Genomic DNA, 13,667 nt, shown 5'->3' with positions numbered 1-13,667 from the left:
AACCGCCATGGCCCTCGACCGCGAGACCCGCGACCAGCTGCTCGACATGGTCGCCCGCTTCGTGGCCGAACGCCTGCGGCCGATCGAGGCCCAGGTGGCTGAGGACGACGCCGTGCCCGAGGCCGTGATCGCCGAGATGCGCGATCTTGGCCTCTTTGGCCTGTCGATCCCCGAGGAGCACGGCGGCCTTGGCCTTTCCATGGAGGACGAGGCGCTGGTGGCCGTCGAGCTGGGGCGCGCCTCGCCAGCCTTCCGCTCGGTGTTCGGCACCAATGTGGGCATCGGCAGCCAGGGCCTGGTGATGTTCGGCACCGACGCCCAGAAGGCCCGGTGGCTGCCCGGCATCGCCTCGGGGCAGACCGTCACCTCCTTCGCCCTGACCGAGCCGGAGGCCGGCTCCGACAGCGCCTCGGTGCAGACAAGGGCCGTGCGCGACGGCGACGACTACGTGCTGACCGGGTCCAAGCGCTTCATCACCAATGCCGGCAAGGCCTCGCTGTTCACGGTGATGGCCCGCACCGACCCCGACGCCAAGGGCGGCTCGGGCGTCTCGGCCTTCCTGGTCCCCGCCGGTCTGCCGGGCCTGCACGTGGGCAAGGCCGAGAAGAAGATGGGCCAGCAGGGCGCCCACATCCACGACGTCACCTTCGACGGCGTGCGCGTGCCGGCCGAAAACCGCCTGGGTGCCGAGGGCGAGGGCTTCAAGGTGGCCATGCAGGTGCTCGACCGGGGCCGCCTGCACATCGCCGCCGTCTGCGTGGGCGTGGCCGAGCGACTGATCGCCGACTGCGTGGCCTACGCCTCCGAGCGCAAGCAGTTCGGCCAGCCGATCGCCAGCTTCCAGCTGATCCAGGCCATGCTCGCCGACAGCAAGACCGAGGCCCTGGCGGCCCGCGCCCTGGTGCTGGAGACCGCCCGCAAGCGCGACGCCGGCGAAGGCGTGACCCTGGAGGCGGCGGCCGCCAAGCTGTTCGCCTCGGAGATGGTCGGCCGCGTCGCCGACCGGGCCGTGCAGATCTTCGGCGGAGCTGGCTATGTCGCCGACTACGGCATCGAGCGCCTGTATCGCGATGTCCGTATTTTCCGGATTTACGAGGGCACCAGCCAGATCCAGCAACTGGTCATTGCTCGAGAAACACTTCGTCGCGGCGGATAGCCGCAAGCATATCCGGGTAGAGTGCGACGCCTTGACGCGCTCAGAACGGGAAAAGTTGTTTGCGGATTAACCATCAGCCGCGAGAGTGAACCTCGATATCTCAATCGAGGATGCGGCCAGATGAGCCAGGACTATGCACTGAGTGACCGCGTTGCGTTCATGGGCCTCGACAACCGAGCCCGTGCGGCCCTGCGGGCTCTGCGTCCGCTCATCGAGAGGGAAATCGGCCCGGCGCTGAAGGGCTTCTACGATCGCGTCAAGGCCACGCCCGAGACCCGCAAGTTCTTCGGCGACGAGCGCCACATGGATGCGGCCGGCAATCGCCAGAAGTCGCACTGGTCGGTGATCGCCGAGGCCGACTTCAGCGACACCTACGTCAAGGCCGTCCGCACCATCGGCGAGACCCACGCCCGCATCGGCCTGGAGCCGCGCTGGTACATCGGCGGCTACGCTCTGGTCAGCGAGCACCTGATGCGCGCGGCGCTCCGGGAGGTCTGGCCCAAGGGATTCATGGCCAAGGCCGACGGCGCCGAAAAGGCCGGCGACGCGGTCTCGGCGCTGATGAAGGCGGTCATGCTCGACATGGACTTCGCCATCTCGATCTATCTGGAGACCATCGAAGCCGAGCGCCGGCGCCTGGAAGAGGTGCGCCTGGCCAACGAACGCAGCCAGACCGCCGTGGTCCAGGCCCTGGGCGAGGCCCTGTCGCGCCTGGCCGAGGGCGACCTGGCCTCGCGCCTCGACATCGAGGTCACCGCCGACTTCCAGAAGCTGAAGGGCGACTTCAACGCCGCCGTGGCGACCCTGGAAGAGGCCATGGCCGCCGTGGCCGCCGCCACCGACGGCATCCGCTCGGGCACGGACGAGATCGGCGTCGCCGCCGACGACCTGTCGCGCCGCACCGAGCAGCAGGCCGCCAGCCTCGAGGAAACCGCCGCCGCCCTCGACGAGATCACCGCCACGGTCAAGCGCGCCGCCGCCGGGGCCCGCCAGGCCTCGGACGTGGTGGCCGGCGCCAAGACCGACGCCGAGCGCTCGGGCGTGGTGGTCACCGACGCCGTCGCCGCCATGGGCGAGATCGAGACCAGCTCTCGCGAGATCAGCAACATCATCGGGGTGATCGACGAGATCGCCTTCCAGACCAACCTGCTGGCGCTCAACGCCGGGGTCGAGGCGGCCCGGGCCGGCGACGCGGGCAAGGGCTTCGCGGTCGTCGCTTCCGAAGTGCGGGCCCTGGCCCAGCGTTCGGCCGAGGCGGCCAAGGAGATCAAGAGCCTGATCGGCGCCTCGTCCAAGCAGGTCGAGGCCGGCGTGGCCCTGGTCGGCCAGACCGGCGAGGCCCTGCGCGGCATCGTGGTCAAGGTCGCCGAGATTGACGCCCTGGTCGGCGAGATCTCGTCCTCGGCCCAGGAACAGTCGAGCGGCCTCGCCCAGGTCAACATCGCCGTCAACCAGATGGACCAGGTCACCCAGCAGAACGCGGCCATGGTCGAGCAGACCACCGCCGCCACCCATTCGCTGAAGGGCCAGTCCAACGAGCTGACCCGCCTCGTCGGCGGCTTCAAGACGTCTCGCCAGGCGATCACGACGCCGATCGCCCGCCCCGCGCACCATGCCGCGCCCCGCCCGGCCGCGCCTCGCATGGCCTCGCGTCCCGGCGCGCAACGCGGCTCGGCCGCCCTCGCCGTCGACCAGGACTGGGAAGAGTACTGAATTTTGTAAGGCCGGAGCGCGGCTTAGCGTAACGCGCTCCGGTCGGTTTCTTCACGCGTCTCCTCAACTGGCCCGCCGCAAGACGGGCTTTTTCTTGGGGCGCGCCAATTCTTGCGGAAGCATGGGCGTTACTTGCGACGCCGGCATCCAGACAGCAAAACGCCCCCGCCGGTCCGGCCGTGGCGCGTCCCCTGCGGGATGCGCCGGCCTGGACCAGCGGAGGCGCTTGAAAACCCCCTCTGGGAAGGCGCGTAAGTCTTACGCGCCGCCCGGGAAGCGGAACGGAACCTTCACGGTGCCGGTCTTGGCGCCCATCGGCAGCTTCTCGGCGATGCACATGGCGGCCTTGTCGAAGCCCTTGCCGGCGGCGCTGTTGTCGACGACCTTGCAGCCCGAGAGCTTGCCGGCGTCGGCGGTGCACTCAAGCATCACCTGAGCGGCGTCCTTGGTGTTGGCGAACTGCTGCAGGCAGCGGCCCATTTGGTCTTCGAAACCGCCGGCGGCCGAAGCGGCCTGAGCGACGAACAAGCTGCCGGCGATTCCCGCGGCAAAAGCGATCGGATATTTCATCCCGCTGCTCCTAGTATTTTCTCTTCGTCCGTTGGACGTTGCGCCAACCGGACGCCTGCACCTTTTCGCAGCCGCAAGTTAAGATAGTCTGAGTCAGCGAAGGATAATCGATATTTACTTATCGATAACCATAATGACTTGTGAAGGGCGCCAAGTCGCCACATTCACCCCACTCTAGACTCAAATACGCGTGCGGATGCGCGCATCGATACGGGGTGCGACAGGGTGCGGCCATCATCCTTAACCAAAGTCAGGAACTATTAGGACTCTATCGTGATGATCGCCTCACGTTGCGAACGGTCCGTGGGCACGGCCGTCGCTTGGAGGGGATTTGTCATGAAGCGCTTTCGACTCGTCGATCTGCCGTTGATCATAAAAATCGGCTTCGCGCCGGCCTTCGCTCTGCTGATGCTGGCGGCCATGGCCGCGGGGTCCATCGTCGTGCAGAAGAACCAGTCTGCCGCGCTGCAACAGGTCGTCGAGAACGACATGCGCACCAACAGCGAGATCCAGTCGCTGTCGCGCCGCATCACCGACGCTCACGGCAAGCTCTACCAGATCCTGGCCTCCAAGGCTGACCCGATGGCCGCGCCGGCCGGTCCGCGCATCACCGAACTGCTCGCCGAGTTCGACACCCTGGGCAAGGAAATGAAGGCCCTCTCCGGCCGTCTTCCCGCCTCGGAACGTCCGAAGATCGACGCCCTGGTCAAGGCGCTGGCCGAGTGCCGCAGCGCCGTCGACACCGTCAGCGGCATGGTCGACGTCGACGCTGGCATGGCGATGAGCTTCGCCGGCAGCTTCGAAGACCAGTACGTCAAGATGGCCGCGCAGCTGCAGAAGGTGGTCGACGACGCCGGCAACCGCGCCAAGACCCAGGCCGCCAAGCGCCAGGCCGAGGCCGCCGCCGCCATCAGCATCACCATCGTGCTGTCGCTCATCACCCTGGCCGCCGTCGGCGCCCTGGCCTTCCTGACCGTGATGACGACCCGCAAGTCGATCTCCGACATCGCCGGCGCCACCGAGAAGCTCTCGAAGGGCGACAATGGCATCGACCTCGAACGCCTGACTCGTGGGGACGAGCTGGGCGCCATCGTGCGTTCGCTGAAGGTCTTCCGCGACAACCAGCTGCACCTGGAGCAGCTGCGCGCCGAACAGGAGAAGTCGGCCGCCCTGACCGCCGACGAGCGCCGCGCCAAGGAACAGGCCGCCGCCGCCGCCGCCCGCGAGAGCGCCCTGGTGGTCAGCTCGCTGGCCGAGGGCCTGGAGCGCCTGGCCCAAGGCGACCTGACCTTCCGCGTCACCGCCACCTTCCCGGGCGAGTACGCCAAGCTGAAGGACGACTTCAACGGCGCCATCGGCCAGCTGCAGGACACCGTGAAGGTCATCACGGCCTCGACCGACGGCCTGCGCACCGGCGCCGACGAAATCGCCCACGCCTCCGACGACCTGTCGCGCCGCACCGAACAGCAGGCCGCCAGCCTGGAAGAGACCGCCGCGGCCCTCGACGAACTGACCGCCACCGTGCGCCGCACGGCCTCGGGCGCCCGCCAGGCCTCGGACGTCGTCTCGACCACCCGTGGCGAAGCGACGCATTCCGGCCAGGTCGTCCATCAGGCAGTGTCCGCGATGGGCGAAATCGAAAATTCCTCCAAGCAGATCAGCCAGATCATCGGCGTGATCGACGAGATCGCCTTCCAGACCAACCTCCTGGCGCTCAACGCCGGGGTGGAGGCCGCCCGGGCGGGCGAAGCGGGACGTGGTTTCGCGGTGGTCGCCCAGGAAGTCCGCGCGCTCGCCCAGCGCTCGGCCGAGGCTGCCAAGGAGATCAAGACCCTGATCTCGTCGTCGACCCAGCAGGTCTCTGCGGGGGTGAGCCTGGTCGGTCAGACCGGCGAGGCCCTGCAGCGGATCGTGGCGAAGGTCGGCGAGATCGACGCCCTGGTCACCGAAATCGCCGCCTCGGCGGCCGAGCAGGCGACCGGCCTCAACGAAGTCAACACCGCCGTCAACCAGATGGATCAGGTGACCCAACAGAACGCCGCCATGGTCGAGCAATCGACCGCCGCGACGCACTCGCTGAAGGGCGAGACCGCGGAGCTGGTGCGCCTGATCGGTCGCTTCCGTGTGGGTGAAGGTTCGGCCCAACGCTTTGAACGCCCGCGCGAAGCCGACCACGCCGTCGACTCGCCGGCCCGCAACCCCGTCGCCGAGCAACGCGCCCGGCTCGGCGCTTTCGCCCGGCCCGGCCGCGGCGGAGCCGCCGCAGCGGCCGCCCCGGTCAGCGACGGCTGGGAGGAGTTTTGATGACTGTCCTTTCGCTGCCCGAAACGCTTGATCTGAAGGCGTCGGGTCCCCTCAAGGCGGCGTTCCTGGAACGTCGCGGCGAGGCGGTCGAGGTCGACGCCGGCAGCGTCCGGCGCCTCGGCGGCCTGTGCCTGCAAGTGCTCCTGGCGGCCAAGACCGCCTGGGCGGCGGACGGCAAGTCCTTCTCTATCCGGGCCCCTTCGGAGGCCTTTGTCGAAACCACCCGTCTGTTCGGCGCCGAAGGGGCGCTTCTCTCGGCGGATATCCATGGAGTTCAATCGTGACGCGGACGGTCCTCACGGTCGATGATTCCCGAACGATGCGGGACATGCTGCGCATGGCCCTCGCCGGCGCCGGGTTCAACGTCGTCGAAGCGGTCGACGGCGAGCACGGGCTGGAAGTACTTTCCGCCCATCGCCCCGACGTGATCATCACCGACATCAACATGCCCAAGCTGGACGGCTTCGGCTTCATCGAGGCGGTGCGGGTCGACGACGACTATCGCGCCATCCCGATCCTGGTGCTGACCACGGAAAGCGACCCGGCCAAGAAGGACCGCGCGCGCCGCGCCGGCGCCACGGGCTGGATCGTCAAGCCGTTCAACCCGGAAAAGCTGGTCGACGCCATCCGCCGCGTCGCGGCCTGACGTCGTTTCCCCCTCCCCGGGGGCACTGAAGACTCTCTCGTTTTAGGAACGTTGGAATGGACGAGTTAGAGGCCATCAAGGTCACCTTCTTCCAGGAGTGCGAGGAACTGCTCGCCGACCTCGAAGGCGGGCTCCTGGCCATGCAGGACGGCAACGACGACGGCGACACCGTCAACGCCGTGTTCCGCGCCGTCCACTCGATCAAGGGCGGCGCCGGCGCCTTCGGCCTCGAGCCGCTGGTGCGCTTCGCCCACGTGTTCGAGACCCTGCTCGACGCCGTGCGTTCCAACGAAGTGCCCTCGACCCCGGACCTGGTCGCGACCCTGCTGCGCGCCTCGGACGTCCTGGCCGACCACGTCAGCTCGGCCCGCGGCCTGGGCTTCGTGGACGAGGCCGTCTCGGCCGCCATGGCCGCCGAGCTGAAGGCCTGCACCGACCCGAACGCCGCGCCGGCTCCCGTCGTCGCCGCGCCCGTGGTCGACACGATCGCCTTCGAAGCCGCGCCCCTCGCCGCGCCGGTCGACATGTCGGTCGGGGCCCCGATCGGAGCCGACGACGCCCTGGACGACGACGACCTGGGCTTCGACTTCCAGCCGATGACGATCACCATCGACGAGCAGGCGGCCGACGTCGCCGCCGCCGCGGGCAACGTCTGGACGGTGTCGATCCGTCCGAAGTCGGACCTCTACCGCAAGGCCAACGAGACCGCCCTGCTGCTGCGCGAACTGGCGCGCCTGGGCCCGATCGAGGCCACGCTCGACGCCAGCGCCATCCCGCCGCTGGACCAGCTGGACGCCGAAGCCGCCTACGCCACCTGGACGGTGCGCCTGGAGACCGAGGAAGACGAGACCGCCATCCGCGAGGTCTTCGAATTCGTCGACGGCGACTGCGACCTGGAAATCACCCGCGGCGAGGGCCTGAGCGCCGACGCCGCCCTGGCCGCCCTGCTGGCCGGCGACGCGCCCGCCGCCGTGGTCGAGACCGCCCCCGTCGTGGTCGCCGAGGCCCCGGTGGTGGTGGAAGCCATTCCCGAACCGGTCGCCGCCGCGCCGGTCGTCGAAGCCGCTCCGGCTCCGGTCGCCGCGCCTGTCGCGACCCCGGCGCCCGTCGCCGCCGCGCCCGCCGCCGCTCCGGCCGCCAAGGCCCAGCAGATCGACGTCCCGGGTCCGGGCCAGTCGGTGATCCGCGTCGATCCCGAACGCATCGACCGCCTGATCGACCTGGTCGGCGAGCTGGTCATCAACCAGGCCATGCTGGCGCAGCGCGTCGGCGAATACGGCATCGCCCCCTCCTCCAACCTGGCCATGGGCCTCGACGAGCTGGAACAGCTGACGCGCGAGATCCAGGACAGCGTCATGGCCATCCGCGCCCAGCCGGTGAAGTCGGTGTTCCAGCGCATGCCGCGCCTGGTCCGCGAAGTCGCCAGCATGACGGGCAAGCAGGCCCGCCTGGTGATGGACGGCGAGAACACCGAGGTCGACAAGACGGTCATCGAGCGTCTGTCCGACCCTATCACCCACATGCTGCGCAACGCCATCGACCACGGGCTGGAAAGCCCCGAAGAGCGCAAGGCGGCCGGCAAGAACCCTGAAGGCGTCGTGAAGCTGGCCGCCCTGCACCGCAGCGGCCGGATCGTCATCGAGGTCTCCGACGACGGCAAGGGCATCAACCGCGAGCGCGTCCACTCGATCGCGATCAAGAAGGGCCTGATCTCGCCGGAGCTGCAGCTGACCGACGAGGAGATCGACAACCTGATCTTCCTCCCGGGCTTCTCGACCGCCGACAAGATCTCGGACGTCTCGGGCCGCGGCGTCGGCATGGACGTGGTCAAGCGCTCGGTGCAGGCCCTGGGCGGCCGCATCTCGATCACCTCGCGTCCGGGCCAGGGCTCGACCTTCACGCTGAGCCTGCCGCTGACCCTGGCCGTCCTCGACGGCATGGTGGTCGACGTCGCCGGCGAGACCCTGGTGGTGCCGCTGGCCGCCATCGTCGAAAGCCTGCGTCCCAAGCCGGAAGAAGTTCGCCCGCTGGGTCCGGTCGGCTCGGTGCTGGCCGTCCGCGACAGCTTCGTGCCGCTGATCGACGTCGGCCTGACCCTGGGCTACCGCGAGGCCTCGCCGCCGCCGACCGAAGGCGTCGTGCTGCTGGTCGAGGGCGAGGACGGCTCGCGCGCCGCCCTGGTGGCCGACGCCATCCACGGCCAGCGTCAGGTGGTCATCAAGTCGCTGGAGCAGAACTACCAGCAGGTCGACGGCGTGGCCGCCGCGACGATCCTGGGCGACGGCCGCGTGGCCCTCATCCTCGACGTCGACGCGGTGATCAGCCTGCGCCGTCGCGAGCCGCCCCGCCCCGTCGAACCCACTCTGATCGCCGCGGAATAAGCCGATGTCCGAAGAAATCACCGTCACGGGCGAACGCCGGGAGCTGATCTCCTTCCGCGTTGGCGACCAGGAATACTGCGTGGACATCATGGCCGTCCGCGAAATCCGCGGCTGGAGCCCGGCCACGACGCTTCCGCAGTCGCCCGGCTACATGCGCGGCGTCATCAACCTGCGCGGCGCGGTGCTGCCGATCATGGACCTGGCCTGCCGCCTGGGCATGCCGATGGTCGAGCCAACCGTCCGCAGCGTGTTCATCGTGGTCAAGGCGGGCGACCGCATGATCGGCATGCTGGTCGACGCCGTGTCGGACATCCTGTCGATCACCGACGACCTGGTTCAGCCCACCCCGGACCTGGCCTGCGACACCGTTCGCAGCTTCATCCGCGGCATCATTTCCATCGACGGCCGGATGATCAGCGAGATCTCGCTCGATCGCCTGCTGCCCGAACGCGAGGCCCTGGCCGCCTGATGACCTTCGCCTCCGCCCCCACGGATCGCCGCGAAGCCATCGTCGATGGCGAGTTCGCGTTCACGACCCAAGACTTCAAGCGCATCGCCGAGATCCTCTACGGCATGGCCGGCATCAGCCTGCCCGACACCAAGGCGACGCTGGTCTATTCGCGCCTGGCCAAGCGCCTGCGCGCGCTGGGCCTGCGTTCGTTCAAGGAATACTGCGCCTTCGTGACCAGCGAGCAGGGTCACGACGAGAGCCAGGAAATGCTGCGGGCCCTGACGACCAACGTCACCCGCTTCTTCCGCGAGCCGCACCACTTCGACGACCTGCGCGCCAACATCCTGGAGCCAATCGCCGACCAGGTGCGCGCCGGCCGCCGCCTTCGTCTGTGGTCCGCCGCCAGCTCGTCGGGCCAGGAACCCTATTCGATGGCCTTCACGGTGCTGTCGGTTTGGCCCAACGCCGCCGAACTGGACATCCGCATCCTGGGCACCGACATCGACACCAACGTCCTGGCCACCGGCCGGGCCGCCGTCTATGACGAGCACCTGCTGGAGGGCGTGTCGCAATCGATGCGCGGCCAGTATTTCGAGCGTGATCCGAGCGACCGCCGCGCCTGGCGGGTCTGCGAGGCCGCGCGCAGCCTCGTCGCCTTCCGCGAACTGAACCTCAACGGCTCGTCGTGGCCCATGAAGGGTCCGTTCGACGCCATCTTCTGCCGGAATGTCGTGATCTATTTCGATGAACCGACCCAGGAGCGGGTCTGGAGCCGTTTCGCGCCGCTGCTGGCGCCGGGCGGCAAGCTCTATGTCGGCCACTCCGAACGCGTCGGCGCCAACGTGCGCGGCTTCGAGAGCTGCGGCCTGACCGCCTATCGCAAGACGGGGGTCTGACCATGGCCAAGATTCGCACCCTCGTCGTCGACGACTCGGCGACCATGCGCGGCCTGATCACGGCCGCCCTCAACCGCGATCCCGAGATCGAGGTGGTCGGCGCCGCCGGCGACCCGTTCGAGGCCCGCGGCATGATCAAGGCCCTGAACCCCGACGTCGTGACCCTCGACATCGAGATGCCGAACATGAACGGCATCGAGTTCCTCGAGAAGATCATGCGCCTGCGGCCGATGCCGGTGGTCATGGTCTCCAGCCTGACCCAGGCCGGGGCCGAGATGACCCTGCGCGCGCTGGAACTGGGCGCCGTCGACTGCGTGGGCAAGCCCACCACCGCCACCGGCACCGCCGAGGCCCTGGTCGAGGTCGCCGAGAAGGTGAAGACCGCGGCCCGCGCCTCGGTCCGCACCAAGGCCGACGCGCCCGCCGCTCCGGCGCGTCGCGGCGCCTACCTGCCCTCGGGCGACGTCGTGGCCATCGGCTCGTCGACCGGCGGGGTCGAGGCGCTGCTGACCATCCTCAGCCAGTTCCCCGAGACCTGCCCGCCGACCGTCATCACCCAGCACATGCCGGCGACCTTCACCGCCAGCTTCGCCGCGCGCCTCGACCGCGCCAGCGGGGCCAAGGTGCAGGAAGCCACCGACGGCGCCCTGCTGGAAGTCGGCAAGGTCTATGTCGCTCCGGGCGGCGCCACGCACCTGGAAGTCGTCCGCTCGGCCGGCCTGCGCTGCCGCCTGGTCGCCGGCGATCCGGTCAGCGGCCACCGCCCCTCGGTTGACGTGCTGTTCCGCTCGGTGGCCCAGGCCGTCGGCGAAAAGGCGGTCGGCGCGATCCTGACCGGCATGGGCCGCGACGGCGCGCAAGGCCTGCTGCAGATGCGTCAGGCCGGCGCCCGCACCGTGGGCCAGGACGAAGCCAGCTGCGTCGTCTACGGCATGCCGCGCGCCGCCCAAGAAATCGGGGCCGTGGAGAAGCAGGTTTCCCTGTCCTCCATCGGCCAATCCATCCTCGATCTGGCCTCCGCGAGGCGATAGTCCCATGCCCCAAGCAAGCTCCATTTCCGTTCTCGTCGTCGATGACCAGCTGACCATGCGGGCGCTGATCCGAAACGCGCTGCAGCAGATCGGCTTCAAGGACATCCGTGAGGCGCCCGACGGCGAGGAGGCCCTGAAGAACCTCCTGGCCAAGCCGGCCAACCTGGTGATCTCGGACTTCAACATGCCGAAGATGGACGGCCTGGCGCTGCTGCGCGCGGTGCGCTCGCACCCGCCGATCCGCCAGACCGCCTTCGTCATGCTGACCGGCCGCGCCGACCGCGAGCTGGTGCAGCGCGCCGTGCAGTTCGGCGTCAACAACTACTGCGTCAAGCCGTTCACCGTGCAGGGCCTGCGCGACAAGATCGAGCAAGTGTTCGGACAGCTGACATGATGGGCGGCGGCTATTCCCACGACGACGAGCTGCGCGCGACCAAGGTCCACGTGACCCAGGGCGAGAGCCATGTCTCGACCGATCCCAACGTGGTGATGACCACGGTTCTGGGCTCGTGCATCGCCGCCTGCATCCGCGACCCCCAGGCCGGGGTCGGCGGGATGAACCACTTCCTGCTGCCCGACGCCGGCGACGGCCGGGGCGGCAGCGGCAGCGGCGGCGACGCGGTGCGCTATGGCGCCTACGCCATGGAACTGCTGATCAACGGCCTGCTGAAGAAGGGCGCCCGCCGCGAGCGGCTGGAAGCCAAGATCTTCGGCGGCGGCAAGCTGTTCGACAGCCTGTCGGACGTCGGCGCCAGCAACGCCGCCTTCGCCGAGCGCTTCCTGCGCGACGAAGGCATCCCGATCGTCTCGTCCAGCGTCGGCGGCGTCTCGGCCCGCCGGGTCGAGTTCTGGCCCGTGACCGGCCGGGTGCGCCAGCGCCTCGTGGCCGTCGACAACGCGCCGCAGGAAGTGCGTCGTCCCGCCCCCATTCCTCAGCCCGCGTCCAACGCCGGCGACCTGGAGCTGTTCTAGTCCTCATGACCGCCCCGTCGACCGCCGCCGCCGATATCGTCGTCACGCCGGATCACCAGCTTCCGGTGGGCGAGCTGTCGCGCCGGCTGGCGGCCGAACTGGCGGCCGCGGCGACCATCTGCCGCGAGTGCGAGCACGTGGCGGGCGAACTGGCCACCGGCGGCGCCGCGCTCGAGAACATCACCCGCCTGCAGGCCCTGGACGAGCTGAGCCAGCGGCTGCACGGCCTGTCGGACGTGCTGGCCCGCATCAGCCAGCACGCTTCCGGAGAGTGGAGCCTGTCGGTCGATCCGCTGCTCGAAGGCCTGGGCCTGGCCGACCTCGTCGTGCGCCTGCGTTCCGACCAGGAGCATTCGGGCTGGGGCGCCGAGGCCGGCGAACTCGACTTCTTCTGAAGGTGCCGATGCCCGAGCCGCTCAATCCATCGACGCGGATAAACCTCGAGCGCGCCACCGTGCTGGTGCTCGACGACAACGGCGCGTCCCTCGACATCCTGTCGGGCGTCGTCTCCGGCTTCGGCGTGCGCACCCTGCACCGCGCCGAGTCCGTGAAGGACGCCCAGGCGCTGGTGAAGATCCACACCTTCGACCTGATCATCAGCGACGTGCAGATGCCCGAGGTCGACGGCTACGAGTTCATCCAGTGGCTGCGGCGCGAGGCGTCCGAGCAGAACCGCTACGTGCCGGTGATCCTTGTCACCGGCCACACCCGCATCTCGCAGATCTACAAGAACCGCGACGCGGGCGCGAACTTCACCGTCGCCAAGCCGATCACGCCCAAGGTGCTGCTGGAGCGGATCTTCTGGGTGGCGCGCGAGGAGCGAGCCTTCATCGAGTGCGATACGTACATCGGACCCGATCGACGGTTCAAACACGAGGGGCCGCCGCCGGGGACGGACGGCCGACGCAAGGACGACCTTCAGGGGGAGGTTGGGGATGCCCAGGAGCCCAACATGTCCCAGGAAGAGATCAACAATCTGATGAAGATCGCGAAGGTGCAGATATGACCGTTCGCAAGTTCCGTCCCCCCAATCGCCTGGCCGCCATGATCAAGGATCGCGGCGGGATCCTGGCCAAGGACGCCGTCGCCGCCGCCGAGGCCAATGTCGAGGCCCTGCGCGACAGTTCGCTGGCGGCCCTGGACGCGGCGCTGGAGGCCATCGAGGCCCGCTTCGGCCCGGCCGCTTCCGGCCGCGCCGGCGAGGACTTCGAGACGCTCTACACCATGACCCTGAAGGTCGTGGACGTGTCGGGCTTCGCGGCCGACGCGGGGGTCGACGAGGCGGCTGTGTCGCTGTGCGCCCTGGCCGACTCCTGCGCCGAGGCCCAGGCCTGGCGGTGGGACGCCGTGGACGTCCACCTGTCGGCCCTGCGCCTGCTGCGCAACGTCGGCGCCAGCCTGCCGGCCGAGCAGCGCCGGGGCATGCTCGACGGCCTGCACAAGGTCGCCCAGCGCTGAAATCGACGCTTTCGTAGCGCCGGCGCCACGCTCGCGCCGGTCGTTACAACTGTTACCGGTCCCATCACTTGATGCGTCCTCCGGTGTTT

The 13,667-nt window shown here is 68.9% G+C and carries 15 protein-coding genes; 14 read left to right on the top strand and 1 reads right to left on the bottom strand.

Translation table 11 applies throughout. The features are described from left to right. Window positions 1-7 precede the first annotated feature (7 nt). Together C1707_RS06980 and C1707_RS06975 are read left to right on the top strand one after the other, a co-directional pair. Window positions 8-1,156 carry an acyl-CoA dehydrogenase family protein gene (locus C1707_RS06980; protein ID WP_101711056.1) on the top strand — a complete coding sequence of 383 codons (1,149 nt, stop codon included), beginning with the start codon at window positions 8-10 and terminating at the stop codon, window positions 1,154-1,156. Between the two features lie 120 nt (window positions 1,157-1,276). Continuing rightward, entirely contained in the window at window positions 1,277-2,869 is a 1,593-nt protein-coding gene (locus tag C1707_RS06975; protein ID WP_101711057.1) for a globin-coupled sensor protein, read from the top strand. A gap of 258 nt (window positions 2,870-3,127) precedes the next feature. Here C1707_RS06975 and C1707_RS06970 read toward each other — a convergent pair whose 3' ends face one another. Next, window positions 3,128-3,439, bottom strand: coding sequence for a hypothetical protein (locus C1707_RS06970; RefSeq protein WP_101711058.1), 312 nt, complete (start codon window positions 3,437-3,439; stop codon window positions 3,128-3,130). 336 nt (window positions 3,440-3,775) lie between these two features. Here C1707_RS06970 and C1707_RS06965 point away from each other — a divergent pair, with 336 nt between their 5' ends. Genes C1707_RS06965 through C1707_RS06910 form a run of 12 tightly spaced genes read left to right on the top strand, consistent with a single transcriptional unit; the run spans window position 3,776 to window position 13,578 of the window. Beyond that, on the top strand, window positions 3,776-5,743 hold the full coding sequence (locus C1707_RS06965) for a methyl-accepting chemotaxis protein (RefSeq protein ID WP_101711059.1): 1,968 nt from the start codon (window positions 3,776-3,778) through the stop codon (window positions 5,741-5,743). Beyond that, window positions 5,743-6,027, top strand: coding sequence for an STAS domain-containing protein (locus C1707_RS06960; RefSeq protein ID WP_420808239.1), 285 nt, complete (start codon window positions 5,743-5,745; stop codon window positions 6,025-6,027). Before C1707_RS06965 ends, C1707_RS06960 begins: the two co-directional genes overlap by 1 nt. Next, window positions 6,024-6,389 carry a response regulator gene (locus C1707_RS06955; protein ID WP_058347355.1) on the top strand — a complete coding sequence of 122 codons (366 nt, stop codon included), beginning with the start codon at window positions 6,024-6,026 and terminating at the stop codon, window positions 6,387-6,389. The genes C1707_RS06960 and C1707_RS06955 overlap by 4 nt, the downstream gene beginning before the upstream one ends. Window positions 6,390-6,445: 56 nt before the next feature. Beyond that, window positions 6,446-8,770 (top strand): chemotaxis protein CheA, encoded by a 2,325-nt coding sequence (locus tag C1707_RS06950; protein WP_101711061.1) that lies wholly within the window; start codon window positions 6,446-6,448, stop codon window positions 8,768-8,770. Between the two features lie 4 nt (window positions 8,771-8,774). After that, window positions 8,775-9,239, top strand: a complete 465-nt coding sequence (locus C1707_RS06945; RefSeq protein WP_101711062.1) for a chemotaxis protein CheW — start codon at window positions 8,775-8,777, stop codon at window positions 9,237-9,239. After that, window positions 9,239-10,117, top strand: coding sequence for a CheR family methyltransferase (locus C1707_RS06940; RefSeq protein WP_101711063.1), 879 nt, complete (start codon window positions 9,239-9,241; stop codon window positions 10,115-10,117). Before C1707_RS06945 ends, C1707_RS06940 begins: the two co-directional genes overlap by 1 nt. A 2-nt stretch (window positions 10,118-10,119) precedes the next feature. Next, window positions 10,120-11,148, top strand: a complete 1,029-nt coding sequence (locus C1707_RS06935) for a protein-glutamate methylesterase/protein-glutamine glutaminase (RefSeq protein WP_101711064.1) — start codon at window positions 10,120-10,122, stop codon at window positions 11,146-11,148. Between the two features lie 4 nt (window positions 11,149-11,152). After that, window positions 11,153-11,542: a response regulator gene (locus C1707_RS06930; protein ID WP_058347350.1), complete on the top strand. Its 390-nt coding sequence runs from the start codon at window positions 11,153-11,155 to the stop codon at window positions 11,540-11,542. After that, a complete protein-coding gene (locus C1707_RS06925) occupies window positions 11,542-12,120 on the top strand; it encodes a chemotaxis protein CheD (RefSeq protein ID WP_101711065.1) in 579 nt (192 codons plus the stop codon). The genes C1707_RS06930 and C1707_RS06925 overlap by 1 nt, the downstream gene beginning before the upstream one ends. Window positions 12,121-12,125: 5 nt before the next feature. Next, window positions 12,126-12,515, top strand: coding sequence for a chemotaxis protein CheU (locus C1707_RS06920; RefSeq protein WP_101711066.1), 390 nt, complete (start codon window positions 12,126-12,128; stop codon window positions 12,513-12,515). A gap of 8 nt (window positions 12,516-12,523) precedes the next feature. Further along, complete coding sequence (locus C1707_RS06915) at window positions 12,524-13,126, top strand: response regulator (RefSeq protein WP_101711067.1); 603 nt, start codon at window positions 12,524-12,526, stop codon at window positions 13,124-13,126. After that, a complete protein-coding gene (locus C1707_RS06910) occupies window positions 13,123-13,578 on the top strand; it encodes a chemotaxis protein CheE (RefSeq protein WP_101711068.1) in 456 nt (151 codons plus the stop codon). Before C1707_RS06915 ends, C1707_RS06910 begins: the two co-directional genes overlap by 4 nt. The last annotated feature ends 89 nt before the right edge of the window (window positions 13,579-13,667 follow it).

Origin of the sequence: Caulobacter flavus, assembly GCF_003722335.1 — a bacterium.
Lineage (GTDB): Bacteria > Pseudomonadota > Alphaproteobacteria > Caulobacterales > Caulobacteraceae > Caulobacter > Caulobacter flavus.
This window is presented reverse-complemented; position numbering and strand designations above follow the sequence as displayed.

What these genes read in the sequence shown, in the direction of transcription:
- C1707_RS06925 (WP_101711065.1), top strand. Translation starts at nt 11,542, where the DNA reads ATGGGCGGCGGCTATTCCCACGACGACGAGCTGCGCGCGACCAAGGTC.
- C1707_RS06915 (WP_101711067.1), top strand. Translation starts at nt 12,524, where the DNA reads ATGCCCGAGCCGCTCAATCCATCGACGCGGATAAACCTCGAGCGCGCC.
- C1707_RS06975 (WP_101711057.1), top strand. Translation starts at nt 1,277, where the DNA reads ATGAGCCAGGACTATGCACTGAGTGACCGCGTTGCGTTCATGGGCCTC.
- C1707_RS06940 (WP_101711063.1), top strand. Translation starts at nt 9,239, where the DNA reads ATGACCTTCGCCTCCGCCCCCACGGATCGCCGCGAAGCCATCGTCGAT.
- C1707_RS06965 (WP_101711059.1), top strand. Translation starts at nt 3,776, where the DNA reads ATGAAGCGCTTTCGACTCGTCGATCTGCCGTTGATCATAAAAATCGGC.
- C1707_RS06945 (WP_101711062.1), top strand. Translation starts at nt 8,775, where the DNA reads ATGTCCGAAGAAATCACCGTCACGGGCGAACGCCGGGAGCTGATCTCC.
- C1707_RS06980 (WP_101711056.1), top strand. Translation starts at nt 8, where the DNA reads ATGGCCCTCGACCGCGAGACCCGCGACCAGCTGCTCGACATGGTCGCC.
- C1707_RS06910 (WP_101711068.1), top strand. Translation starts at nt 13,123, where the DNA reads ATGACCGTTCGCAAGTTCCGTCCCCCCAATCGCCTGGCCGCCATGATC.
- C1707_RS06920 (WP_101711066.1), top strand. Translation starts at nt 12,126, where the DNA reads ATGACCGCCCCGTCGACCGCCGCCGCCGATATCGTCGTCACGCCGGAT.
- C1707_RS06960 (WP_420808239.1), top strand. Translation starts at nt 5,743, where the DNA reads ATGACTGTCCTTTCGCTGCCCGAAACGCTTGATCTGAAGGCGTCGGGT.
- C1707_RS06935 (WP_101711064.1), top strand. Translation starts at nt 10,120, where the DNA reads ATGGCCAAGATTCGCACCCTCGTCGTCGACGACTCGGCGACCATGCGC.
- C1707_RS06950 (WP_101711061.1), top strand. Translation starts at nt 6,446, where the DNA reads ATGGACGAGTTAGAGGCCATCAAGGTCACCTTCTTCCAGGAGTGCGAG.
- C1707_RS06930 (WP_058347350.1), top strand. Translation starts at nt 11,153, where the DNA reads ATGCCCCAAGCAAGCTCCATTTCCGTTCTCGTCGTCGATGACCAGCTG.
- C1707_RS06970 (WP_101711058.1), bottom strand. Translation starts at nt 3,439, where the DNA reads ATGAAATATCCGATCGCTTTTGCCGCGGGAATCGCCGGCAGCTTGTTC.